General features: G+C 36.5%; 19 protein-coding genes and 2 riboswitches. Of the genes, 14 read left to right on the top strand and 5 right to left on the bottom strand.

What is annotated here, in order from left to right:
* Positions 1-168 precede the first annotated feature (168 nt).
* The 11 genes from MKY26_RS01505 (at position 169) to MKY26_RS01555 (ending at position 13,562) form a co-directional block, all read left to right on the top strand.
* A complete protein-coding gene (locus MKY26_RS01505; RefSeq protein ID WP_307318272.1) occupies positions 169-2,064 on the top strand; it encodes a PrkA family serine protein kinase in 1,896 nt (631 codons plus the stop codon).
* Between the two features lie 64 nt (positions 2,065-2,128).
* Entirely contained in the window at positions 2,129-2,293 is a 165-nt protein-coding gene (locus MKY26_RS01510) for a hypothetical protein (RefSeq protein WP_307318274.1), read from the top strand.
* Between the two features lie 308 nt (positions 2,294-2,601).
* Positions 2,602-3,774: a sporulation protein YhbH gene (yhbH, locus tag MKY26_RS01515; protein WP_095369979.1), complete on the top strand. Its 1,173-nt coding sequence runs from the start codon at positions 2,602-2,604 to the stop codon at positions 3,772-3,774.
* A 266-nt stretch (positions 3,775-4,040) separates the two neighbouring features.
* Complete coding sequence (locus tag MKY26_RS01520) at positions 4,041-4,991, top strand: MBL fold metallo-hydrolase (protein WP_322909116.1); 951 nt, start codon at positions 4,041-4,043, stop codon at positions 4,989-4,991.
* A gap of 33 nt (positions 4,992-5,024) precedes the next feature.
* Complete coding sequence (locus tag MKY26_RS01525; protein ID WP_341091880.1) at positions 5,025-5,651, top strand: NUDIX hydrolase; 627 nt, start codon at positions 5,025-5,027, stop codon at positions 5,649-5,651.
* Positions 5,652-5,717: 66 nt separating this feature from the next.
* A riboswitch (SAM riboswitch) is annotated at positions 5,718-5,818 on the top strand.
* A 181-nt stretch (positions 5,819-5,999) separates the two neighbouring features.
* A riboswitch (SAM riboswitch) is annotated at positions 6,000-6,110 on the top strand.
* Between the two features lie 76 nt (positions 6,111-6,186).
* A complete protein-coding gene (locus tag MKY26_RS01530; protein WP_095369976.1) occupies positions 6,187-7,986 on the top strand; it encodes a PLP-dependent aspartate aminotransferase family protein in 1,800 nt (599 codons plus the stop codon).
* Between the two features lie 24 nt (positions 7,987-8,010).
* Positions 8,011-9,003, top strand: a complete 993-nt coding sequence (locus MKY26_RS01535; protein ID WP_307318278.1) for an aliphatic sulfonate ABC transporter substrate-binding protein — start codon at positions 8,011-8,013, stop codon at positions 9,001-9,003.
* Positions 9,004-9,024: 21 nt separating this feature from the next.
* Entirely contained in the window at positions 9,025-9,852 is an 828-nt protein-coding gene (locus MKY26_RS01540) for an ABC transporter permease (protein WP_233435275.1), read from the top strand.
* Positions 9,853-9,864: 12 nt separating this feature from the next.
* Positions 9,865-10,593 (top strand): ABC transporter ATP-binding protein, encoded by a 729-nt coding sequence (locus MKY26_RS01545; RefSeq protein WP_307318281.1) that lies wholly within the window; start codon positions 9,865-9,867, stop codon positions 10,591-10,593.
* A 21-nt stretch (positions 10,594-10,614) separates the two neighbouring features.
* Entirely contained in the window at positions 10,615-12,339 is a 1,725-nt protein-coding gene (acsA, locus tag MKY26_RS01550) for an acetate--CoA ligase (protein ID WP_341091882.1), read from the top strand.
* Positions 12,340-12,365: 26 nt separating this feature from the next.
* The gene (locus tag MKY26_RS01555; protein WP_307318285.1) at positions 12,366-13,562 is read left to right on the top strand and encodes a homoserine dehydrogenase; all 1,197 of its coding nucleotides are present in this window, start codon (positions 12,366-12,368) and stop codon (positions 13,560-13,562) included.
* A 517-nt stretch (positions 13,563-14,079) separates the two neighbouring features.
* Here MKY26_RS01555 and MKY26_RS01560 read toward each other — a convergent pair.
* Complete coding sequence (locus MKY26_RS01560) at positions 14,080-14,304, bottom strand: hypothetical protein (RefSeq protein ID WP_095369970.1); 225 nt, start codon at positions 14,302-14,304, stop codon at positions 14,080-14,082.
* Positions 14,305-14,461: 157 nt separating this feature from the next.
* Positions 14,462-15,307 carry a TetR/AcrR family transcriptional regulator gene (locus MKY26_RS01565; RefSeq protein ID WP_095369969.1) on the bottom strand — a complete coding sequence of 282 codons (846 nt, stop codon included), beginning with the start codon at positions 15,305-15,307 and terminating at the stop codon, positions 14,462-14,464.
* Positions 15,308-15,615: 308 nt separating this feature from the next.
* Between MKY26_RS01565 and MKY26_RS01570 the strand changes: the two genes are divergently transcribed.
* The 3 genes from MKY26_RS01570 to MKY26_RS01580 all read left to right on the top strand — a co-directional run bounded on the left by MKY26_RS01570 (position 15,616) and on the right by MKY26_RS01580 (position 21,358).
* A complete protein-coding gene (locus MKY26_RS01570) occupies positions 15,616-18,705 on the top strand; it encodes an efflux RND transporter permease subunit (protein ID WP_307318288.1) in 3,090 nt (1,029 codons plus the stop codon).
* A gap of 196 nt (positions 18,706-18,901) precedes the next feature.
* On the top strand, positions 18,902-19,702 hold the full coding sequence (gene proC, locus MKY26_RS01575; RefSeq protein ID WP_307318289.1) for a pyrroline-5-carboxylate reductase: 801 nt from the start codon (positions 18,902-18,904) through the stop codon (positions 19,700-19,702).
* Positions 19,703-19,966: 264 nt separating this feature from the next.
* The gene (locus MKY26_RS01580; protein ID WP_307318291.1) at positions 19,967-21,358 is read left to right on the top strand and encodes an L-cystine transporter; all 1,392 of its coding nucleotides are present in this window, start codon (positions 19,967-19,969) and stop codon (positions 21,356-21,358) included.
* Between the two features lie 128 nt (positions 21,359-21,486).
* Here the strand turns inward: MKY26_RS01580 and MKY26_RS01585 are convergent, their stop codons facing one another.
* From MKY26_RS01585 to MKY26_RS01595, 3 genes are all read right to left on the bottom strand, one after another.
* Complete coding sequence (locus tag MKY26_RS01585; RefSeq protein WP_095369965.1) at positions 21,487-22,782, bottom strand: NCS2 family permease; 1,296 nt, start codon at positions 22,780-22,782, stop codon at positions 21,487-21,489.
* Between the two features lie 186 nt (positions 22,783-22,968).
* On the bottom strand, positions 22,969-23,967 hold the full coding sequence (locus tag MKY26_RS01590; protein ID WP_095369964.1) for an inorganic phosphate transporter: 999 nt from the start codon (positions 23,965-23,967) through the stop codon (positions 22,969-22,971).
* Between the two features lie 13 nt (positions 23,968-23,980).
* Positions 23,981-24,598, bottom strand: coding sequence for a DUF47 domain-containing protein (locus MKY26_RS01595; protein ID WP_095369963.1), 618 nt, complete (start codon positions 24,596-24,598; stop codon positions 23,981-23,983).
* Positions 24,599-24,716 lie beyond the last annotated feature (118 nt).

The following is a 24,716-nucleotide window of genomic DNA, read 5'->3' on the forward strand; positions in this document are numbered from 1 at the left end:
CCCACTTTTTACAGATCTTGGGGGATGGATAATCTAATGTTGTTTTTATTTGTAAAAGCCCTTTAACCGACTAAATTTTTTGTCATTTGTTTTCGGTAAGCATGTTTGTTTTTCTTCAAGCATAGATTGTAATAATCGTCTCTGATAATGTGACAGGGGGAGGTCCATATGGATATTCTAAAAAAAGTGGAGTTGTATAGACGAGAAGAGGAAAAGTTGAAATGGGAAGGGACTTTTGGAGAGTACTTAGAAATCATAAAAGAAAAGCCATGGGTTGCCCAGTCCGCACATTCACGGGTTTATAATATGATCAAAGACGCTGGTGTTAATGATGTGAAAGGGCAGAAAACATATGAATTCTTTAGCAATCAATTATTTGGCCTAGAAGAGTCATTAGAACGACTTGTCGAAGAATATTTTCATCCGTCGGCGAAAAGATTAGATGTGAGAAAGCGGATATTATTATTAATGGGGCCCGTAAGCGGCGGGAAATCAACCCTTGTGACGATGTTAAAGAGAGGGTTAGAAGCCTATTCATTAACAGATAAAGGAGCGGTATATGCCATTAAAGGCTGTCCAATGCATGAGGACCCACTTCATCTTATCCCACATCATTTGCGCAAAGACTTTTTAGATGAATATGGAATTAGAATTGAAGGAAACTTATCACCACTCAATATGATGAGGCTTGAACAAGAATATAATGGAAAAATTGAAGATGTAATAGTCGAAAGAGTGATGTTTTCAGAAGATAAGCGGGTAGGGATTGGTACATTTAGCCCCTCTGACCCTAAATCTCAAGACATTGCTGATTTAACAGGAAGTATAGACTTCTCCACAATTGCCGAATATGGTTCCGAGTCTGATCCAAGAGCTTATCGATTTGATGGGGAACTGAATAAGGCCAATCGGGGTATGATGGAATTCCAAGAAATGCTTAAATGCGATGAAAAATTTCTATGGCATCTCCTATCATTAACGCAAGAAGGAAACTTCAAAGCAGGCCGGTTTGCCTTAATATCAGCGGATGAATTGATTGTTGCTCATACAAATGAAACGGAATATCGTTCGTTTATAAGTAATAAGAAAAATGAGGCACTGCATTCACGGATTATTGTGATGCCAATTCCATATAATTTGAAGGTAACCGAGGAAGAGAAAATTTATGAGAAAATGATTTTTGAAAGTGATGTGTCAGATGTTCATATTGCTCCCCATACATTAAAAGTTGCTGCTATGTTTACAATATTAACAAGAATGAAGGATCCGAAAAAAGGCGATATTGACTTAGTTAAGAAGATGCGTTTATACGATGGTGAAAGTGTAGAAGGTTTTAATCGTGCAGACGTAGAAGAAATGAAAAAAGAACATGCAGATGAGGGAATGAGTGGCATCGATCCCCGTTACGTAATCAATCGCATTTCCTCTACCATCATTCGTAAAGAGATGACGTCGATTAATGCCTTAGATGTATTAAGGTCATTAAAAGAGGGATTAGATCAACATCCATCCATTACTGCTGAACTGAAAGAACGATATTTGAACTTTATTTCACTTGCTCGAAAAGAATACGATGAAATTGCGAAGAAAGAAGTGCAAAAGGCATTTGTTTACTCTTATGAAGAATCAGCGAAAACATTAATGGAGAATTACCTTGATAATGTTGAGGCTTATTGCAATAAGGCTAAACTAAGAGACCCACTTACTGGAGAAGAAATCAATCCAGATGAAAAACTAATGCGCTCGATTGAGGAGCAAATCGGGATTTCAGAAAATGCTAAAAAAGCATTTCGTGAAGAAATTCTCATTCGTATTAGTGCTTATGCTAGAAAAGGTAAACGATTTGATTATAATTCGCATGATCGCCTGCGTGAAGCTATTCAAAAGAAATTATTTGCTGACTTAAAGGATGTCGTCAAAATTACAACTTCTTCAAAAACACCGGATGAACAACAATTGAAGAAGATTAATGAAGTAGTCGCACGTCTTATTGATGAACATGGCTATAATTCCACATCTGCAAATGATTTACTTCGTTATGTGGGTAGTCTATTAAATAGGTAAACCGTCCAGTCTATTGTTTAAAAAAGACAGAAATAGGGTATTTAAACAATAGAGGTGACGAATAATGTCAAAAGAAGAAAAAGTACCGGAAAATAGCTCAATGGCAAGCAATGAAGAAGAAATAGAAACTCTTGGAAAAGAAATGGAACAAATGAAATCGAAAGAAGAATTGAAAGAAATGCAAAAAACACCTGATCCTAAACAGGAAGTCGGTAAGCAAAAATCATAAAAGCTACAAACAATGAAAAAAGCAATGGACCCCATTGCTTTTTTCATTATATTCATATTTTGTATTAGTTGAACGATGGATGATAGATAGTAATCGCCCAACTTTAATAATTGTCTAAATAATATGTAAATAATTCTGTTTTAAAGCATAGGATAGAGTAATCAACATTTTTTGAACCTAGCTATAAGTAAATATTTTCAGGTTAGCAATGGACACTCGTCATATTGTATGTTTTTGGGTGAGATATGTGAATGAATTCCGTAAAATCCTTAAAGTTTTTTATAAACAAAAAAGGAGGGCAAATGAGAATGACCGAAAAAAATCAAAACCATCAGTTTGTCGTGTCACAGGAAGATTGGTCCCTCCATCGTAAAGGGCATGATGATCAACAACGCCATCAAGAAAAAGTACAGGATGCCATCAGAAACAATTTACCTGACCTGATTACAGAAGAAAACATTGTCATGTCCAATGGTCGTGATGTCGTTAAAATACCGATTCGTTCCTTAGATGAATATAAAATTCGCTACAATTATGATAAGAATAAGCATGTCGGTCAAGGTGATGGCGATAGTCAAGTTGGTGATGTAGTAGCGAGAGATGGGTCAGGTCAGAAAGGGCAAGGTAAAGGGCAAGGTGCAGGGGATCAAGCGGGTGAGGATTACTTTGAAGCAGAAGTCTCTTTAATGGAAATTGAGGAAGCGTTATTTAAACAATTGGAGCTACCGAACTTAAAGAAAAAGGAACAAGATCAAATTGTCGTTGAGAATATTGAATTTAATGATATTCGCAAAACTGGTCTTATGGGGAATATAGATAAAAAGAGAACAATGATGTCAGCTTTTAAGCGAAATGCGATGCACGGGAAATCAGCTTTTCACCCCATTTATCAAGAAGACTTAAAGTTCAAGACTTGGAATGAAGTCGTGAAGCCTGAATCGAAAGCAGTTGTGCTAGCAATGATGGATACAAGTGGTTCGATGGGTATCTGGGAGAAATATATGGCGAGAAGTTTCTTCTTTTGGATGACTCGGTTTTTACGAACGAAATATGAAACGGTAGAAATTGAATTTATTGCGCATCATACAGAAGCAAAGGTAGTATCAGAAGAAGATTTCTTTTCTAAAGGAGAAAGTGGCGGCACAATCTGTTCGTCTGCTTATCGTAAAGCATTGGAGTTAATTGATCAAAAGTATAACCCAGTCAGATATAATATATATCCATTCCATTTCTCAGATGGGGATAATTTAACTTCAGATAATGCAAGATGTGTAAAACTTGTTGAAGAGTTAATGAAAGTATCAAGTATGTTTGGCTACGGGGAAGTGAATCAATATAACCGCCATTCCACTTTAATGTCAGCATACAAAAATATAAAAAATGATTTGTTCCGTTATTATATTTTAAAGCAGAAGGCTGATGTATTCCATGCGATGAAAGGCTTTTTTAAAGAACAAGAACAGAAGGAAAAGTTGGCTTAATGAGAGCCTGTTTTGAAAGGTTCGCAACTAAGTTCTGAAGTGTAATAGCTTACTTACGAGCGTTTCGGAGGCAGGTTTTGAAAAATGATGAGAACAAAGCAATCGAGCTTTTTAGTTATATCACAGCGATTGATGCTGTGTTTTTTTTTGCTCAACTGACTTAGCCCTATGTAGATTTGAGCACTTTTATCTGTAATTCTTTTAAGTAGCTCTCTTCATCTACTTATGTCATAATTTTCATAAAGAGTAATATGGAGGGGTTTCCTTTGCACAAAATTCAAGATTTAGGTAATGATATTAAACTGATTGATTTAATGGATTTACAAACACCTGAGCGTACGGGGGCGTATATATTAGGTGCTGAAGAATTAACAGTGATTGAAACAAGTGCTAGTCCTTCGATTCCCCATCTTATAGAAGGAATGCAGGAATTGAACATTAACCTTGAAGACATCAAGCATATTATTGTCACTCATGTACATTTAGACCATGCTGGGGGAACTGGTTTGTTCTTAGAACAATGTCCAGAAGCAAAAGTATATGTTCATCCAAGAGGTAAACGGCATTTAGCTGACCCTAGTAAATTAATTGCTGGTGCTAGAATGGTATATGGCGATGATTTTGATCAACTATTTAATCCGATTGTGCCAATTGATGAGAAGAGATTAGTCGCGATGGAAGAGGGACAATCATTGGATATCGGTGGGCGTTTGTTAACTTTCTATGATACCCCTGGCCATGCAAAGCACCACTTTTCAATCCATGATTCGAAAAGTAATGGCTTCTTTACTGGCGATACAATTGGCGTATTTTATCCTAACATAGCAAGAAAAGGTTATCCATTAGTTCTGCCATCGACTTCTCCTAATCAATTTAATCCAGAGGCGATGTTATCTTCTGTTGAAAAAATCGAATCACTTCAACCACAACATATCTTTTTTGGGCATTATGGTGAGGGCCCTGAACCAAAGGATGTTTTTACTCAAATTCGTTATTGGTTACCTATATTTACTTCAGTTGCAGATGACGTTTTTCTCCAAGGAAATGACATAATAAAAATGCAAGAAGCCATACAATCGGAATTGTTGGAACAAGTAAAACATTATTTATTAACAGCGCACGATGTTGAACTTAGTGCAGAGGATAAGAAGCTAATAGGCTTAGATTTAAATGTCTGCACAATGGGGATGATTGATAGATTGCAGAAAGTGAAATAAAGATTTAAGTCGTGTGGTTTGGAGGTAATTAACATGGATTTGGAAGAAATAAGATCAGAGATACAGCATCGTCAATCAGATATATTGGGTAGCTCCAGATTGGTTAAATTCGCTGTTCTTCTTCCCCTAATAGAAAAAGATAGAGAAATACATATTTTGTTTGAAGTACGGTCTTTATCTATGAGAAGACAGCCAGGGGAAATTTGCTTTCCTGGGGGGAAAATGGATCAAGACGATGTGGATTTAATAGAGACGGCAAAAAGGGAGACCAGTGAAGAGTTAGGTATCCCAATTGGAGAAGTCTCTGTTTTTTCAGAACTTGATTATGTAGTGACACCTTATGATACAGTGATTTATCCGTTTGTAGGCACAATAGAGAGCATCAGTGATCTTAAGCTAAATCCAGAGGAAGTGGATCAAATTTTCACAGTACCACTTGCTTATTTTTTGAAAGAGGGACCATCTATTCATTATATTGAGATGAAGCCAGAGCCTAATAGTAGCTTTCCCTATCATCTCATTCCTAATGGGGAAAAATATAAATGGCAAACGCGGAGGATGCAAGAAATTTTTTATACTTATAAAGGTCATGTGATATGGGGGTTAACAGCTAAGATACTGTATCATTTTTTGACGCTTATCCAGGATGAAAATAAATAAATTTTCAAAATGTTATTGACGATTCCCTATAAAAGGGTATATGATGTTAAACAAATAAATATGAACTTCTTATCCAGAGAGGCGGAGGGACTGACCCAGAGAAGCCTCGGCAACCAGCAATCTTTTGTATGGTGCTAATTTCAGAGGATATTATCCAAAGATAAGGAGAAGGTGAGCTCGTTAATTCAAAGCCCTTCTGCCTCTTCTAGGTAGAAGGGCTTTTTATGTGATAGAGCTAATATTTTATTGGAATATAAAATATATTCAGATTTCATATTGACGACAAATCATTTTTTGGATATAATTCTATTTGTAATTAAAGTATTAACGCTTTAAAAAATAAAATATTTCTTATCGAGAGTGACGGAGGGATCAGGCCCTATGAAGTCCGGCAACCTTCAAGCAATTGCTTGAAAAGGTGCTAAATCCTGCAGGCAGTAAATGTCTGGAAGATAAGATGAGGCAACCCCCTCTTCTTATGAAGAGGGGGTTATTTATTTTAATCATCCGACTAAAAAGTAGAGGAGAGTATATAATGACGAATCAATTTAACACTTATGATGATGAGACGATTTTATTACATGGAGGTCAATCACCAGACCCGACAACGGGATCTCGTGCAGTTCCTATTTATCAAACAAGTTCATATGTTTTTCATAATACAGACCATGCGCAAAGCCTATTTTCATTAGATGAGACGGGAAATATCTATTCACGAATCGGTAATCCAACGGTAGATGTATTAGAAAAACGTATTGCTTTATTAGAAGATGGGGTAGCGGCAGTAGCGACTTCATCTGGAATGGCAGCTATAGCTCTTTCAATTATGAATATTGCCCAAGCGGGTGATGAGATTGTTGCAGCGTCGAACCTTTATGGTGGAACATATAATCTTTTTGCCATAACACTTCCGAAATATGGGATTAAAGTTCATTTTGTTGATGGATCTGACCCTGAGAATTACCGTAAAGCGATTACGCCAAAAACTAAGGCTTTATATGGAGAGATTATTGGGAACCCAAGTCTTCATGTCCTAGATGTAGAGGCAGTTGCAAATATTGCTCATGATAATGATATTCCCCTTATTATTGATAATACTTTCGCTTCACCTTATCTTTGCAAACCAATCCAATGGGGAGCAGATATTGTCATTCATTCGGCAACAAAATGGATTGGTGGTCATGGAACAACAATTGGCGGACTTGTAGTTGATGGCGGACGATTTAATTGGAATCATGATAAGTTTCCTGGTTTTACTCAGCCAGATCCAAGTTATAACGGTATTGTTTATGCGAATGAGTTTGGTACACTCGCTTTTAGTACAAAACTTCGTGTTCAGTTGCTGCGCGATTTTGGGTCATCTTTAAGCCCACATAGTGCATTTCTTTTACTCCAAGGATTGGAAACACTCCATTTACGTATAGAGAAACATACGGAAAATGCAGCGAAGATAGCCCATTTCTTAAACGCTCATCCAGCTGTCGATTGGGTCGCATATCCAGGTTTAGCAGAGCATCCAGCGCATGAACTCGCGAAGAAATATTTAAACACTGGCTTCGGTTCCATTGTGAACTTCGGTATTAAAGGTGGCCGAGATGCGGGTAAAAAAGTGATAGATACAATTGCATTGTGGTCTCATGTAGCCAATGTAGGTGATGCGAAGTCACTCATTATTCATCCGGCTTCAACCACACATCAACAGTTAAGTGCAGAAGATTTAATTAAAAGCGGTGTAAGTGAGGAACTCATACGTTTATCAGTTGGGATTGAATCGGTTAGAGATTTAACCAATGACTTAGATCAAGCCTTCTATGAAGCGACTGGTATTTCTTCGAAGGGAGAACAAAAAGGAGAAACAGCAGTAAATGATGAAGGTGTTATTCGATGGGCATTACAATCATCCTCATTAAAAGAAGATGTGGATGGCAAAGAACTGCAAAGAGCAAAAAGGATAGCTGTTGTTGGATTAAGTGGAAATCCTGCTAGACCAAGTTACCGTTTAGCAAGAAAAATGCAAAGATTAGGTTATCAAATCGTGCCAGTTAATCCAAGAGAAACAGAAGTATTAGGTGAACAGGCATATCCAAATTTAAAATCCATTCCTTTTACCATTGATATTGTGCAAGTATTTAGAAGCCCTGAAGCTGCGATAGAAGTGGCGAAAGAGGCAGTAGAAATCCAACCGAAAGTTTTCTGGCTACAAGAAGGTGTCATTTCACCAAAAGCAGTTGAAATAGCAAAAGAAGCCGGACTTGAAGTGGTACAAAATCGCTGCACATATAAAGAGGCACAGAGATTAAGAGGTTCTATTGTAACCTTTGCTTGTGAAATTTAAAACCGAGATTGAGGAGAGTCATCGATGAAAAAATGGTTCGTATTTTTAATTGTCGTTTTATCAATTGGATTCATTAGTGCTTGCGGAGATAGTGAGGCAAGCACTGATGATAGTAATGACGAAGGAAAACCAGAAAAAATTGTTTTAGACTATGCCTATTATTCTCCAACAAGTGTAGTTTTAAAGAAATTCGGCTGGGCAGAAGAAGCGTTTGCCGAAGATGATATTGATGTTGAGTTTGTCCTCAGTCAAGGAAGTAATAAGGCACTTGAGTTTCTTAATAGTAGCAGTGTTGATTTTGGCTCAACTGCAGGTGCAGCGGCATTAATTGCAAAAGCAAATGGTGCTCCAATTGAATCAGTCTATATATACTCAAAACCAGAATGGACGGCATTAGTTGCACCGAAAGAATCAGCTATCAAATCAGTTGAAGACTTGAAGGGAAAGAAAGTAGCAGCAACGATTGGAACAGATCCATATATCTTTTTACTGCGCTCATTAAATGAAGCCGGATTAACATCAGCGGATGTTGAAATCGTTAACTTGCAACATGCTGACGGTGGAACGGCATTAACAACAGGGCAAGTAGACGCTTGGGCTGGTTTAGATCCCCATATGGCTAAATTAGAACTTGAAGCAGACACAGAATTTATTTATCGAAATATCGATTTTAACACTTATGGCACATTAAATGTGAGAAGCGAATTTGCTGAGAAGTATCCTGAACAAGTGAAAAAAGTAATTGAGCTTTATGAAAAAGCTCGTACATGGGTATTAGAAAATCCTGAAGAAGCGGCAGAGATACTGGCAGAAGAAGCACAAATCACCCTAGAGGTAGCGAAAAAAGAATTAGAGAGAAATGACTTTAATGAACCAATACCTGGTGAAGTGCAAATAGAAGCATTAAATGCTGCTGGTGAGGTTTTAAAAGAAGAAGGCATTATTAAGAGTGATGACGTAGGTAAAGTGGTTGATGAATTAATAAACCCAGATTTCTCAACAGAGGTCATTCAATAGGGTTGGTAAAGGAGAATGAATATGAAGGAAGTCATAGCGATCCCCAAAGTAAATGAGGGTAAGGAGAAGCATAGAAAAATTAACCCTAGTATTCAAAGGGTATTACTTGGAAGTATCGTGCCAATCTTACTTATTCTTGCATGGGAGTACTTGAGTCGGATCGGTGTGTTCCCTCCTCATTTACTCCCGGCTCCATCAATCATTTTGCAATCACTTATGACAATGACGACAGATGGAAGTTTATGGACACATACGAGCATTACATTATATCGCCTTGTGCTTGGTTTCTTATTTGGCACTGCTGCAGCTTTAATTATCGGCGCCGCTGTTGGCTACTTTTCAACAGTTGAAAGTTTATTAGATCCCCTGATCCAAGCTTTTCGTTCCATACCTTCATTGGCATGGGTGCCATTATTTATTCTTTGGATGGGAATTGGGGAACCTTCCAAGGTGGTTTTAATCGCTGTCGGTGTTTTCTTCCCAGTTTATCTAAATATCGTTTCAGGCATTCAAGGAATTGACCGTAAACTAATTGAAGTGGGGAAAATCTATCATTTTAGCTCATGGCAATTAATTTGTAAGATTATCTTACCAGCAGCTTTGCCATCTTTTTTAGTAGGGCTGAGAAGCGGATTGGGACTTGGTTGGATGTTTGTTGTTGCAGCTGAATTAATGGGAGCTTCTACAGGTATTGGCTACTTGCTTGTTTATGGCCAAAACACTTATGCACCGGAATTAATTATTTCTAGTATCGTCTTATTTGCCATATTAGGAAAAATAACAGATGCCATTTTAAAAGGGTTAGAGACAAAAACATTGCATTGGCAAGATACGATCGTCAAGAAGTAGGAGGTGGCAAGATTGTTATCAATTGAGCGAGTGTCTAGAACTTTTTCAAATGGAACAACGGGATTCAAAAATATTGACTTAAAGGTAGAAAAAGGTGAAGTCATTGGAATCTTAGGAACAAGTGGTTGCGGTAAAAGTACGCTCTTACGTGTATTATCCGGCTTGGATAAACAATATGATGGCCAGGTTGTAATAGATGGCGAAACTGTCCATGATGTTCATAAGAAAATCGGGATGATTTTCCAAGAACCTAGATTGATGCCTTGGTTAAAAGTTTATGACAATATCGGATTCGGTCTACAAAAAAAAGTTCAAAGTAAAATAGCGCAATATATTAAAGCCGTTGGGCTAGAAGGGTTTGAAAACCATTACCCGAAAGATTTATCTGGCGGGATGGCGCAAAGGGTGGCCATTGCCAGAGCCCTCGTTACCTCACCAGAAATATTACTTTTAGATGAACCGTTTAGTGCATTAGATGCTTTTACAAAAATGCAATTACAAGATTTATTACTGAATCTCTGGCAAACCTATCAATCAACTATCCTCTTAGTAACGCACGATATTGATGAAGCATTATATTTAGCCGATCGCATTATTATTCTTAGGGGACAGCCGGGAGAATTATATCAAGAAATAAAAATTGAAAAATCAAAACCAAGATCAAGAGGAGATAAAGATCTTGCTGCACTAAAAGATGAGATTTTGCAATTATTAGATTTATCTCATTCGAAAGCAATCTAAAGATAAAGGAGCTAATGAATTATGACAGTGATAGAGCGGCAACAGCTTGCCCCCATTGAAGGAGATTACAACTTAACAAACTATGAAGAGGCATGTCAAAATATTTCATGGGATGAGGTTAAACAACAGTTTAGCTGGAGCCAATCAGGTCTAGTCAATATGGCTCATGAATGTATTGATAAACATGTGGTTGACGGTTATGGAAACAAAATAGGGTTGCATTATGTGAATGGTTCATATGAAGAGACATACACATTCGCAGAGATTAAAGAAAAAACGGATCATATCGCCACCGTTTTAAGAAACCAAGGGGTGAAAAAAGGTGATTTCGTTTTTATTTTTCTACCTAAACATCCCGATTGTTATTTTACAATGATTGCCACCATTAAACTCGGCGCAATTGCGGGTCCTCTTTTTGAAGCATTTATGGAGGAAGCAGTAAAAGATAGAATCTCTGATTGTGATGGGAGATTTTTGATTACGGATACTGACTTACTTAACAGGGTACCAAAGAACGAACTGCCTTGTTTAGAGAAGATATTTCTTACTGATGCTGATGACGTACAATTATTAGGTGAAAAAGAAATTTCACTCATCAAAGAATTAGAGAAAACAGTAAAAGAAGAAGATATCACGACGTGGGTTGATCTCGAGCATGGTTTAAACATCCACTATACGAGCGGTTCAACAGGAAAGCCAAAAGGAATTATTCATGCTCATAGAGCGATGGTTCATCAATATCAAACAGGGAAATGGGTACTCGATTTAAAAGATGATGATGTGTATTGGTGTACCGCACATCCAGGTTGGGTTACGGGAACTGTGTATGGCATTTTCACACCTTGGTTAAATAGAGCGACAATTGTTGTTAATGGTGGCCGCTTTGATGCAAAGGGTTGGTATCATACATTAGAAACAACTGGAGTATCTGTATGGTATAGTGCACCGACAGCATACAGAATGTTAATGGCAGAAGGAAATGACCTACCAAATGATTATGATTTATCCAACTTAAGACATTTATTAAGTGTTGGTGAGCCGTTAAATCCTGAGGTCATTTATTGGGGACAAGAAACGTTAGGGAAAAGAATTCATGATACATGGTGGATGACTGAAACAGGGGCACAATTAATTGTCAATTTACCTTCAGAAGTAATTAAACCCGGATCAATGGGTCGACCATTTCCTGGTATAAGCATCGCTATCCTCGATGATGATGGTGTCGAACAATCAAGAGGGTCGATTGGTCACTTAGCAATTAAAGCACCATGGCCAGGAATCATGAAAGAAGTATGGAAGAATGAGGAGAAATACCAGTCATATTTTCCTTTTGAAGGTTGGTATGTATCAGGAGATCTAGCTGTTCAAGATGAAGATGGATATATATTCTTCCAAGGTAGGAGTGATGATATGATCAATTCTTCCGGGGAGAGAATCGGACCTTTTGAGGTTGAAAGTAAGCTCATTGAACATCCTGCTGTAGCAGAAGCTGGAGTCATTGGAAAACCAGATGCATTAAGAGGAGAAATCGTCAAAGCCTTTATTGTCCTAAGAAAAGGATTTACAGGCAGTGATGTACTACTTGAAGAGATTAGAAGGTTTGTAAAAACAAGATTAGCTGCTCATTCTGCCCCACGAGAAATGGAAATTGTCACAGAACTACCTAAAACAAAAATCAGTGGAAAAATATTGCGCAGAGAATTAAAGGCAAGAGAGCTTGCCAAACTTAGTAAAAAATTACAGTAATATGATGTAATGGGAGGTAAAGGGTTTTGACGATAAATATCGCTTTACTTGGCTATGGTACTGTTGGTAAAGGCGTTTACCGTACAATTCAACAGCATCAAGGGCGTTTACAAAAGTTATTAAGTGAAGAAGTAAAGGTTGTTGCTATTCTAGTGAGGGACATTAAGAAGCATACTGCCCCCGATCAGTCAGTTATGTTGACAAACCAATATGAAAAAATCCAACAATTGGAGAATATTGATGTAGTAATTGATGCAATTGTTGGTATTGAACCGGCTGCAACTTATTTACAAAGTGCGATTGAAAAAGGTCGCCACGTAATTACGGCAAATAAAGAGATGTTTGCAGAAAAAAGTAATATCTTAAGAGAATTAGCAAAAAAATATCATGTCTCAGTCGGCTACGAGGCTACTGTAGCAGGCGGTATTCCTATTATTCAAACTTTAAAAAAACTACTAAATGCTAATAAAGTAACGAAGGTTGAAGGCATATTGAATGGTACATCTAATTTTATATTAACTAAAATGAGAGAAGAGCAATTATCATTTGATAATGCTCTGGCGCTAGCGCAAAAATTAGGTTATGCGGAAGCGGATCCGACGAATGATGTTGAAGGCTTTGATGCGTATTATAAAGCTGCTATCTTAAGTGAGTTGATTTATGGAGAGAAACCAAAAAGCGAGCAGATTGAAAGAAACGGGATTGCGAGTATTGCTAAATCAGATATTACTTTCTTTAATGAATTAGGTCTTAGATACAAGCACGTGGCAACTATTGAATACGCTCATTCTCAAGTAAAATGTGCTGTTCGGCCAGTGTTAGTTGAAAGTAACCATCCTTTATATCAGGTGGAAGGTGTGCAAAATGCTATCCATATCGAGGCGGATATTGTCGGGAGTATTAGTTTGCAGGGGCCAGGTGCAGGTATGTATCCAACAGCAAGTGCAATTATAGAAGATTTGATTCATTTATCAGAAAAGGATCAGGAGTATACTTTTAATGAAGAGTCCACCCTTGATCAACAGCGTAGTGCGAAAACGAGTTGGATTGCATATGGACGCTCTGCCTTACAGCAATTACCTGAAGGAGCAGAAATTATGAAGATGATTGCTAATGATACATGGGTAGTAGAAATAGAGGGGGATTTACTTATAGAAGATGCATCCTTAATTCAAATATTAGGTGATGCTACAAGATTAAAAGAAATGAAAAAAATCCATTAAAGTAGTGGATGATAAATCCTTATAATTCTATTGATAAAACTAGACAATTTCAAGTATCAGTATCATGGTCAAATTTACTTACCTTGTTCAACTTGAGGAATCGTTCGTTGAACAAGGTAAGTATTTTTATGGCTCTGTTAACATTAGTCAATAACAATAACTAAGCAGTGAAAGAAATCATATTTGCGAAGGATATGAATATTTGTAGGGTTCTTTTTGAAGTCCTGCTTACCTAAAATGAAGAAAAGCAGTATCTCAGTATTCATCAAAGTAAATAAAATAATAGAATGAATATTCTTATGTGGAAAGGCCATACCGTTAAAAAATGAAAATAACTAGTGTTAATAAGCAAAGGATGAAGGAAAAATTTTTCTGTAAACCTTTAAATCATCAACAACGAACTGTTTTATTTCATAAATGTATCGTTGATTATCTAAATAAAAAAGGATAACTAGCCCTTATTTATAGACTAACTATCCTAGGAAATATAATCTTTAATAAGATTTCTCACCAGTTTTTAGACGGATTGCGATGGTGTTTTTACTGATTGGTTTGGAAGTAACGTTTGATTGATTTCTGAATATAAATCCTTTATATTGACAGTGACAATTTTGGCTCCGATCTGTACGTGAACCATATTATCAAAGACTGCTGTAACGAGACCATTTAAAGACACGCTTGTTCCGATACTTACATCTTTCTTTTCATTCTTTCTGATATTCGTAACTTTGTTATTTGCCATATTCTCCACCATCCATTCTTATAAATTATAAGTACAGAAGTCTTCTACTTCATTTACACTATATCTCTTTATATTACCTGTTTATAGTAAAATAAACGTTAAAAGTGAAAATGTCCAGTAAAAAGGTTGGTCTTTTTATCGACAAATTTCTCTCATTCTATATTTGTAATAAATCATTCAATTGCTTCTTTAAATCAGGATATTGATTAAAGTTTGTAATCATTCCTTTAATGACTGGAAGTCTGGGATATTCCCTTTGGGTTTCTTCTTCTATCATATCGAGGGAGACCTCTAATGTTTCCTTATCGTCGCATGCTTGTATTTGTTTTCTAATATCTGCGATGGTAGTCGATGGACTAGTATTTGGTAAACATATATTAAAATTATGCAGGAAACGGTTCATCTTAGCTTCAGTGATCAAAGGTTCTTCTTTTTTTAGACCTTCTGCTAAAGAGTCCATTCTATTTAATAAATAATCAGTCACATGCTCAGGCTTAAATATTTCTTTGTCAATGATTAATATTTTTACGTATGAATGAAAAAGACCATCAAGGAGTTGAGATAAATCCCATAAATAAGGAGTCATTTCTTCTCCATATATAGAAGATAAACTTTTGCGGTAAAATTCATTCATTTCAATTTGCTTTGTGAATAATAATTCTTTAATTGATTCATTAATAGGTATGGTTTGTTCTCTTGTTTGAGTAATAATAAAATCCTTATGTTGGATTAACATATCAATGGTTGTATTGATTTGTGCCTTGAATTTTTCTCTGGCTGTGAGGTTCTTATTGTCCCACTGCATGATTTCTTCAGTTAATTGATCAAAATAATATATTAATAAGGACTCTAACAATTTTTCTTTTGATTTAAAATATAAATAAAACGCACCTTTGGAAATGCCGCTATCAGTGGCGATATCTTGTACAGATGTGGCAGTATATCCTTTTTTAGCGAACAATTTAATCGCAGCTTCAATAATTATTTTTTCTTTTTCTTTCATCTGTAACAACTCCTTAACCGAAGAAGAATCTCCGTGTTAACAAAAACTTCACAATAATATAATTGACACTTGACTGACCGGTCAGTTATATTTATTGGTGATGTGACCCACTAGTCATATTCTATAGGATACCCGAGATTGGCGTCAAGAAAACAAACAAAATAGATTCTATAGAACCAGTAACGATTTTTTTTGGGTATGATAGTGAGTATTCCTATATGTAAGACTTCATTTACGCTGATTTCTACTATATACATAATGGTTATCGGGTAAAGGAAAATCGAATTAATAAAAAAAGAGGTGTCAATGTGAAGGGCATAGTCAATTTCGTTTTAAAGAATAAGCTCGCTGTGTGGTTATTAACCATAATTATTACAGTTTCAGGTGTTTACTCAACTACACAGATGAAAACTGAAACAATCCCGGATATCTCTATTCCATTTTTAATGGTAAATGGTGTTTATCCTGGTGCCACACCTGAGCAAGTGATGGAAGAGGTTTCAGTGCCAATTGAACAGGCAGTTGAAGGGCTAGATGATGTCAATGCTGTTTATTCTAATTCAAGTGCGAATGTAGGAAGTATTCAAGTAGAATATAAATATGGCGTTGATATGGATGATAAAAAGGTTGAACTAGAAAGAGCGATTGCTAATCTAAATCTTCCTGAAGATGTGGAAGAGCCGACTGTGACATCTATCAGCATGAATATGATGCCAGTAGTTGCACTTTCAATTAGTAGTACAGAAGAAGATATAGTTGGACTGACTGAATTAGTTGAAGATGTGATCTTGCCTGATATTGAAAAGATTGAAGGAGTAGCATCTGCAACAATGACTGGTCAACATATTGAACAAGTTGAATTTACTTGGGATGAAGAAGAGCTAGCCAAGTTTGAATTGAACCAAGATGATGTAAAAGAACTGATTCAAGCAAGTGATATGGCATTATCTTTAGGGCTATTTGATTTTGAAGAAGCTGAAGAAGCTGTTTCGGTAGATGGGAAAGTAACAACTGTTGATGAGTTGAAAGAAATGATGATCCCAGTAACGCCAACTGCCGACCACCCACAACCGTTTGTTGAGCTAAGTGAACTTGCTCAAATTGAACAAGTAGGTAAAGTAGAGTCTGTTTCTCGTACAAATGGAGAAAATGCGATTGCGATCCAAATTGTAAAAGGACAACAGGATAACACAGTAGATGTAGTTAATCGTGTAAAAGACTATGTTGAAGAAGAAACAGAAAAGTATGATGGCCTTGCCATTGATATTTCTTTAGACCAGGGTGAACCGATTGAAAAGTCTGTTAGCACAATGGTCGAAAAAGCACTTTTTGGTGGTTTAATTGCTGTATTAATTATTCTACTCTTTTTAAGAGACTTTAAGTCAACGATTATATCCATTGTTTCCATTCCGGTGTCGATTTTTATGGCATTTTTAGTCCTTAATTGGTTGGATATTACGTTAAATATTATGACTCTTGGAGCGGTTACAGTAGCAATTGGTCGTGTAATCGATGACTCGATTGTTGTTGTTGAAAATATTTATCGTCGCTTACATTTGAAAGAGGAAAAATTAAATGGTCGTGCTTTAGTAAGGGAAGCGACTATTGAAATGTTTAAGCCGATTCTTTCATCTACATTAGTAACTGTGGCCGTTTTTGCGCCGTTAATTTTCGTAGGTGGAATGGTTGGTGAGCTATTTGTTCCGTTTGCTTTAACGATGACATTTGCATTGGGTGCTTCATTAATTGTTGCGATTACAATTGTCCCAGCCCTATCTCATTTCTTATTCAAGAAAAAACTTTACGGTAAGAAAGAGGAGAGCAATCATAAAGAAGTAGGTAAACTTGCTTTATGGTATAAAGGCATTCTAAGTAAAGCGTTAAACCATAAAATTATTACGTCAGCTATCGCTATTCTTTTATTAGCTGGATCATTAGCATTGACTCCATTAATCGGTTTTAGCTTCCTTGGAAGTGAAGAAGAGAAGGTAATGTATTTAACATATACACCTGAAACCGGCGAAAAGATGGATATAACAGAAGAGAATATTTCTGAAGTAGAAGAAGAGTTATTAAAACGCGATGATATTGATATACTACAATTGTCCATTAATGACCCAGACAATGTAGATCCTGCTGCTATGATGATGGGTGGGGGCGCTAGTGGGGCTCTTATGTATCTAATTTTTGATCCAGATATGAAGAACTTCCCAGAGGTAAGAGAAGAAATTGAAGAATATGTATTTAATATAGAACAATCTGGTGAGTGGAAATCTCAGGACTTTTCTTCAATGGGTGCGAATACTAGTGAAGTAAGCTATACATTGTATAGTGAGAATTTAGATAAACTAAATGATGCCGTGACACAAGTGGAAGATGTCATGCATGATACTGATAACTTAGATGATATTTCATCTACGGCAGAAGACGCTTATGTAGAACATATCTTAAAAGTTGAGCAAGCAGATGTCATGCAGTATGGCTTAACGACAGGTCAAATCGTTATGGCGTTAAACGATAAAGGTAATAGTGAAGTGCTGACAACTGTTCAAAGTGATGGTAATGAAATAGATGTCATTATTCAAACTGAAGCTGCTGAGCCTGCGAAATCAATTGATGAGTTATTAGATACAGAGGTTCCGACTGCGACAGGCCAAGAAATGCCATTATCTGAGCTTGTTAATGTAGAAGAAGGAACAACATTAAATACATTGTCTCGTAGTAAAGGTGAGTACTATGCAACAGTTTCTGCAACAGTAACTTCAGATAATTTATCCAAAGTTACGAGTGAGCTGGATAAAGGTATCGATGATTTAGACTTGGCACAAGGGGTAACTCTTGATGTTGCTGGTGTAACTGCAGATATGAATGAAACGTTTACGCAATTAGGTTTAGCAATGCTTGCCGCTATTGCGATTGTATATTTCATCTTAGTTGTTACATTTGGTGAGGGTGTTGCACCGTTTGCCATTCTGTTCTCACTACCGTTTGCAGTAATTGGCTCATTTGTCGGATTATACATTGCAGGGGAAACAATCTCTGTTACGGTTATGATGGGTCTACTCATGTTAATCGGTATCGTTGTTACGAACGCTATTGTATTGGTTGACCGGATTATTCATATGGAAAGAAACGGTATGACGATGAGAGACGCTATTCTAGAAGCGGGTGCCACTCGTCTTCGTCCGATACTAATGACAGCTATTGCTACAATGGGTGCGCTGGTTCCATTATTATTTGGTTCAGGCGGTGGAGGCTTAATCTCTAAAGGATTAGGTATCACAGTTATCGGGGGTCTTGCAAGTTCGACCTTATTAACTCTAGTTGTTGTTCCTATTGTGTATGAAGTATTATCAAAAATGTTTAAAAAGAATCGAAAAGATGTTCAAGATAATTAATTAAAAAATAACCCAAAGCATTGATGCTTTGGGTTATTTTTTTTGATGAAGTTCATCTAATGAATAAGGTAAGCTTGTAGCAAATATAGTATCATTTGTTCTACGTTTGTCTTAAAGAAGTAGATTAAACACTTTTTTGAATACAGCTGTGTTCATGTTAAAATGAACCAGAGCATGGAAAAGGTGAGTGATAATAATGGAAAAAAAGATAGGGTTTATCGGTTGTGGAAAAATGGCACAAGCGATTATTGGAGGTATATTAAAAAACGGTTTAGTCAGTCATCATGAAATTATTTCAAGTGCAAGAACGAAAGAAACACTACATAAGGTAGAAGCAAAGTATGCGATTCATACAACCCACTCCAATAAAGAAGTGGCAAGAAACGCCGAAGTGATCTTTTTAGCGGTTCCTCCTAAGGATCATAAGGAAGTAATTGATGAAATAAAAGAAGTAGTAAATGAACATAGCATTATCGTAACAATTGCTGCTGGCATTACTCTAAATGATATCGAAGAGTACTTTGAGCGAAATGTAATGGCAGTACGTACAATGCCAAATACACCTTCACTGGTTGGTGAGGGAATGAGTGTGCTAAGTAGCAACCAGTATATTAATGAAGAGAAATTAAATAAAGTAATACGCATCTTTTCTGCTATCGGGAAAGTGGAAGTAGTTGACGAGTCATTAATGGACGGCATTCCAGCAATTAGCGGTTCTTCTCCTGCATATGTGTTTTTATTTATAGAAGCACTGGCCGATGGAGCAGTAAAGGACGGTATACCAAGAGACACTGCTTATAAGCTAGGTGCTCAGGCAGTATTAGGTGCAGCAAAGATGGTGCTTGAATCTGGTAAACATCCTGGAGTGTTAAAAGATGAGGTTTGTACCCCTGGAGGTGCGACTATTGATGCGGTCAGCAAGTTAGAAGAAACAGGATTTCGTTCATCTGTTCTCACTGCTATGAAAGCTTGCAGCGAGAAGGTAAGAAGCTTATAAGTAATAAGAGTTTTGATTTTAGCTGTAGCATCGTTAGCTTATTTTAAGCGATGCTGCAGCTTTTTGCCTTTCAAAGGGGAATAAAAAAATATGTAAACAGTTGAAAATGTTAAATAAGAGAAGGCCAATAGATAGATTGGTATATATTCATGAAAAAAGCATATACCATAAAGGATAATTAAATCTGAATTCATACTTGACGTATAGGAATAATCGTATTATCATATGAAATTGTGCAAAAGTAAGATATTAGGAGGGGTAATGATGGATAATGTATGGTTTATTATTAACTTAGCATTAATGATTGGTTTTATTAGTTTATTATTTATTATGCAACGTAAACATATTTCATTTTCTAAAAGAGTCTTTACGGCATTGGGAATAGGTATATTGTTTGGTTTAGCATTGCAACTGATTTATGGACCAACTTCAGAAGTATTGGCAAGGTCAACAGATTGGTTTCAACTAGTTGGTGGGGGTTATGTTAAATTCTTACAAATGATTGTTATGCCACTTGTGTTTATTTCCATTTTAGGAGCGTTTACAAGATTGAGCCTCTCAAGTAATATTGGTAAAATTAGTGTATTAATTATCGGAATACTACTTGGGACTACAGCTTTGGCTGCTATTGTAGGTATTGGTTCGGCGACTGTCTTTAATTTAGAAGCCATCCAAATTGAAGAGGGAGATGCAGAAATCAGTAGAGGGACACAAATGGAAGAAACATCTCAATCACTAGCAGCTCAAACATTGCCTCAACAAATTTTAGAGTTACTTCCTGCAAACCCTTTTCTTGACTTAACAGGAGCGAGAGCGACTTCAACGATATCGGTCGTTATATTTGCAGCAATCTTAGGTATTGCCTACTTGGGCGTAAGAAGAAAAACACCTGAGCAAGCAGAGGTATTTGCAAAAATTGTCGATGCCTTTTATAGCATTATTATGCGTGTGGTTACACTAATCCTTAGATTAACTCCTTATGGCGTGCTAGCTATTATGACAAAGACAGTTGCATTAAGTGATTTCTCTGCAATCTATAATTTAGGAAAATTTGTCATTGCTTCATATGTAGCGTTAGCGGTTATGATGCTAATTCATTTGTTATTATTACTATTTGTCGGATTAAGTCCACTACAATACTTAAGAAAAGCTTTTCCAGTGCTTGCGTTTGCCTTTACGTCAAGAACAAGTGCTGGGGCATTACCTTTAAATATTAAGACGCAAAAATCATTAGGGGTGTCAGATGGAATAGCCAATTTCGCTGGCTCATTTGGTCTCTCGATTGGACAAAATGGTTGTGCGGGTATTTATCCGGCTATGTTAGCTGTTATGATTGCACCTACGGTCGGGATTAATCCATTACAACCAAGTTTTCTACTTTCTGTTATCGTTATAGTTGTTATCAGCTCATTTGGCGTTGCGGGAGTAGGTGGAGGAGCTACTTTTGCAGCCATTCTCGTCCTTTCAGCTTTAGATTTACCTATCGCGCTTGCGGGTTTATTGATTTCAATTGAACCGTTAATTGATATGGGAAGAACAGCGGTAAATGTAAGTGGTTCTATGACTTCGGGTATATTAACGAGTAAAATTACGAAAGATATCGACCAAGAAGTTTATAATAACCCACATAATAAAATTGAAGAGGTAGAAGTCTAACTCATTCAATCCTATATTGGTAAAAAAGAAAATCCGAACACTCATCAATCAGATGCTTAAATTGCTTTAGCATTTGGTGAGGTGTTCGGATTTTTTATTTAGCTAATATATGTTTTAATCATTCAACTTTAATGTGGTAAAAAGAGCAATTGAATGAGAAATAATACAGCGAAAATATAAACGAGTGGATGAACTTGTTTACCTTTGCCTTTAAATATTTTTAAGATTGGATGTGTTATAAACCCGAGTGCAATACCTGTAGCAATACTAGAAGTGAGCGGCATCGTCAAAATAATTAAAAAGGCTGGGAAAGCTTCATCAAACTCACCCCATTTAACTTTAACTAAGCTTCCCATCATTAAGCTACCAACAATTATGAGTGCAGGCGAAGTAATGGCAGCAATGCCTGAAACCGCACTGACAAGTGGACTAAAGAATGCAGCAACGATAAAAAGGATACCTACTGTCAAAGAAGTTAGTCCGGTTCGTCCACCGGCGGCAACTCCACTAGAAGATTCAATGAAAGCAGTTGTAGGGCTTGTTCCGAACATAGAACCGACAGATGTGGCTAATGAATCAGATAATAAAGCCTGTCTTGCACGTGGCAATTTATTCCCCTTCATTAAACCAGCTTGTTGGGCAACACCAATCATTGTTCCGGTTGTATCAAATATTGTTACTAATAAAAACGAGAAAACAACCGCATAAAGGCCATGAGTGATGACGTCCCCAATAGCTGAAATGGGGTTGAATACTAAAATGCCTTCTGGAAGCGAAGGTAAAGATGTAAGCCCGTCACTAAACTGTAGTTGCCCAGTAAAGAACGCGATTAAGCCTGTTATAATCATGCCGAAAAACAGTGCTCCAGATACATTTAGTGCGATTAAAATGAGTGTGATGACTAAACCAACTAGCGTTAATATTGCCGAAGTTGCTGTTAAATCCCCTAGAGCAACAAGATTGCTAGGATCACTTGTAATAATGCCGGACATTCGCAGTCCAACAAATGCAATAAATAAACCAATACCAGCTGAAATTCCAGCTTTTAAGTTTTCGGGAATGGCTTCAATTAATTTTTCACGAAAAGCAGTTAAAGATAAAATCACAAAGATTAGTCCGGCTACGAAGACGGCAGCAAAAGCTGTTACATAATCTAAGCCCCCACCAACAACAGAATAGGCGAAATAAGCATTTAATCCCATACCGGGAGCAATAGCAATTGGATAATTAGCAAAAAGGGCCATCCAAAGTGTACCAACAACTGCTGCAATAATCGTTGCAGTAAAGACTTGATCAAATGGGACACCAGCGTCAGAAAGAATGACTGGGTTAACAACAACAATGTATGCCATTGTTAAAAAAGTTGTAAAACCGGCGAGTATTTCTGTTTTTGCTGTAGAATTGTTTTCTTTTAACTTAAACATTAGAATCCTCCAAGCTGTAAATACATGGTCGTGTGTAATAATACGAACGAAAAAAGGTCACATGGACTATAGTATTCGTTTTTATGAAGATTTTCAAGTTCTTTATAGTATTTGTTATATATGTGTTCTTATTAGAAGAAGACAAAAAATCCTTAAAGGATATAAACCCTTAAGGATTTGTTTGCATTATAAGAAAGAACTCAAAATCAAATAAGTTAATCCAGCTATTGTTGCTGAAATCGGCAAAGTAATAACCCAAGTAATTAACATACGTTGTGCTGTTCCCCATTTGACTCCTTTTACTCGATGGGCTGAGCCTACACCGAGGATAGATGAAGAAATAACATGAGTTGTACTAACTGGCATATGTAGTGCGGTTGCACCAAAGATGACCATTGCCCCCGTAATGTCTGCTGCTACTCCGTTAACAGGGCGAATCTTCATGATTTTACCGCCAACTGTTTTAATAATTTTCCAACCACCAACAGATGTACCCAGTCCCATCGCGATTGCACAAGATAATTGGACCCAAAAAGGAATGTCCGTTGAAGTTACATAGTTATTGGAGATTAACGCTAGTGTGATAATCCCCATCGCTTTTTGTGCATCATTTGTACCATGGGTATATGATTGCAATGCAGCGGTGAAAATTTGTATCGTTCTAAAATTTCTATTTGTCTTTGTTAAATTATTATTTCTAAAAACAATTTTAAAAATGCTATAAATAATAAATCCGGCTGCAAAAGCAATCAGTGGTGAAAAAATGAGTGCCTGTATAATACCGATAAATCCACTATAGTTTAATGCAGAAAAGCCAGCTGACGCAATGGCAGCACCTGCGATTGAACCAATTAAAGCATGAGAGGATGAACTTGGTATGCCGAAATACCAAGTCAAAAGGTTCCAGAAAATCGCTGCTATAAGGGCAGATAGAATGACAATTGAGCCGTTTTGTAAGGTGAAAGGATCGACAATATCCTTCGTAATCGTTTTCGCAACACCTGTAAAAGTCATTGCACCTACAAAGTTCATTGTTGCAGCTAGTATAATAGCATGTCTAGGTTTCAAAGCTTTCGTTGACACTGAAGTTGCAATAGCATTCGCTGTATCGTGAAATCCGTTAATAAAGTCAAAGACTAAAGCAAAAATGACGATTAATACTGTGATAATTAAAATTGCATCCATTAGTTATTGCTCCTCACGCGTTTTTCATTATAATTGTTTCGAATGCGTTGGCAACTGTTTGGCAGCTGTCAGCAATTTCCTCTAGGTTTTCGTAAATTTCTTTCTTCTGAATGATGCGAATTGGATCTTTTTCAACAGAAAAAAGATGTTTAATAGATTGGCGTAATACGCCGTCGCATTTTGATTCTAGGTCTTTGATTTTAATTGCATGATCTCGTATTTTTAGCAACTTTTTAGAGGATAATAGCTCAACTGATTTTTCAATTTCTACTGCACTTTGTTGAATAGCTTCTACAAACTTTAACATATATTCATCAGCATTAATGATGGAGTACATTTCAAATAAATCTGCTGTTTGTTCAAAACCATCTAATACGTCATCCATTGCCATTGCAAGATGAAGAATATCTTCTCTTTCAATTGGTGTAATGAAGGCATTGTTTAATTCTTTAATTGTTTCATGAACAAGTGTGTCGCCTTTTGTTTCGTATTCTTTCATTTTTTCTGAGAAAATTTTTAAGTCACTAATGTTATTTAGCTTATAATCGGCGAAATACATAGCTCCTTCTTTTAAGTTGATTGCAATATCACTTAACAATTTATTGAATTTATCTTGTTTTTTAAAAACCATCATTAATACCCCCAGTAATTTTCGGAAAATAAACCCTTCAAACGTTATTATTTTAAACGAAAAATTTTATTGTATAAAGCGTAATTTTCGGGTCTAGAAGAAAAATGTCGAATTATGT

This window comes from Cytobacillus sp. FSL R7-0680, from assembly GCF_038009245.1.
GTDB classification, from domain to species: domain Bacteria; phylum Bacillota; class Bacilli; order Bacillales; family Cytobacillaceae; genus Cytobacillus; species Cytobacillus kochii.

Excerpts from the sequence above, each read along its gene's own strand:
- MKY26_RS01505 (WP_307318272.1), top strand. The coding sequence starts at position 169 with ATGGATATTCTAAAAAAAGTGGAGTTGTATAGACGAGAAGAGGAAAAG.
- MKY26_RS01510 (WP_307318274.1), top strand. The coding sequence starts at position 2,129 with ATGTCAAAAGAAGAAAAAGTACCGGAAAATAGCTCAATGGCAAGCAAT.
- yhbH (WP_095369979.1), top strand. The coding sequence starts at position 2,602 with ATGACCGAAAAAAATCAAAACCATCAGTTTGTCGTGTCACAGGAAGAT.
- MKY26_RS01525 (WP_341091880.1), top strand. The coding sequence starts at position 5,025 with ATGGATTTGGAAGAAATAAGATCAGAGATACAGCATCGTCAATCAGAT.
- MKY26_RS01530 (WP_095369976.1), top strand. The coding sequence starts at position 6,187 with ATGACGAATCAATTTAACACTTATGATGATGAGACGATTTTATTACAT.
- MKY26_RS01535 (WP_307318278.1), top strand. The coding sequence starts at position 8,011 with ATGAAAAAATGGTTCGTATTTTTAATTGTCGTTTTATCAATTGGATTC.
- MKY26_RS01540 (WP_233435275.1), top strand. The coding sequence starts at position 9,025 with ATGAAGGAAGTCATAGCGATCCCCAAAGTAAATGAGGGTAAGGAGAAG.
- acsA (WP_341091882.1), top strand. The coding sequence starts at position 10,615 with ATGACAGTGATAGAGCGGCAACAGCTTGCCCCCATTGAAGGAGATTAC.
- MKY26_RS01560 (WP_095369970.1), bottom strand. The coding sequence starts at position 14,304 with ATGGCAAATAACAAAGTTACGAATATCAGAAAGAATGAAAAGAAAGAT.
- MKY26_RS01565 (WP_095369969.1), bottom strand. The coding sequence starts at position 15,307 with ATGAAAGAAAAAGAAAAAATAATTATTGAAGCTGCGATTAAATTGTTC.
- proC (WP_307318289.1), top strand. The coding sequence starts at position 18,902 with ATGGAAAAAAAGATAGGGTTTATCGGTTGTGGAAAAATGGCACAAGCG.
- MKY26_RS01580 (WP_307318291.1), top strand. The coding sequence starts at position 19,967 with ATGGATAATGTATGGTTTATTATTAACTTAGCATTAATGATTGGTTTT.
- MKY26_RS01585 (WP_095369965.1), bottom strand. The coding sequence starts at position 22,782 with ATGTTTAAGTTAAAAGAAAACAATTCTACAGCAAAAACAGAAATACTC.
- MKY26_RS01590 (WP_095369964.1), bottom strand. The coding sequence starts at position 23,967 with ATGGATGCAATTTTAATTATCACAGTATTAATCGTCATTTTTGCTTTA.
- MKY26_RS01595 (WP_095369963.1), bottom strand. The coding sequence starts at position 24,598 with ATGGTTTTTAAAAAACAAGATAAATTCAATAAATTGTTAAGTGATATT.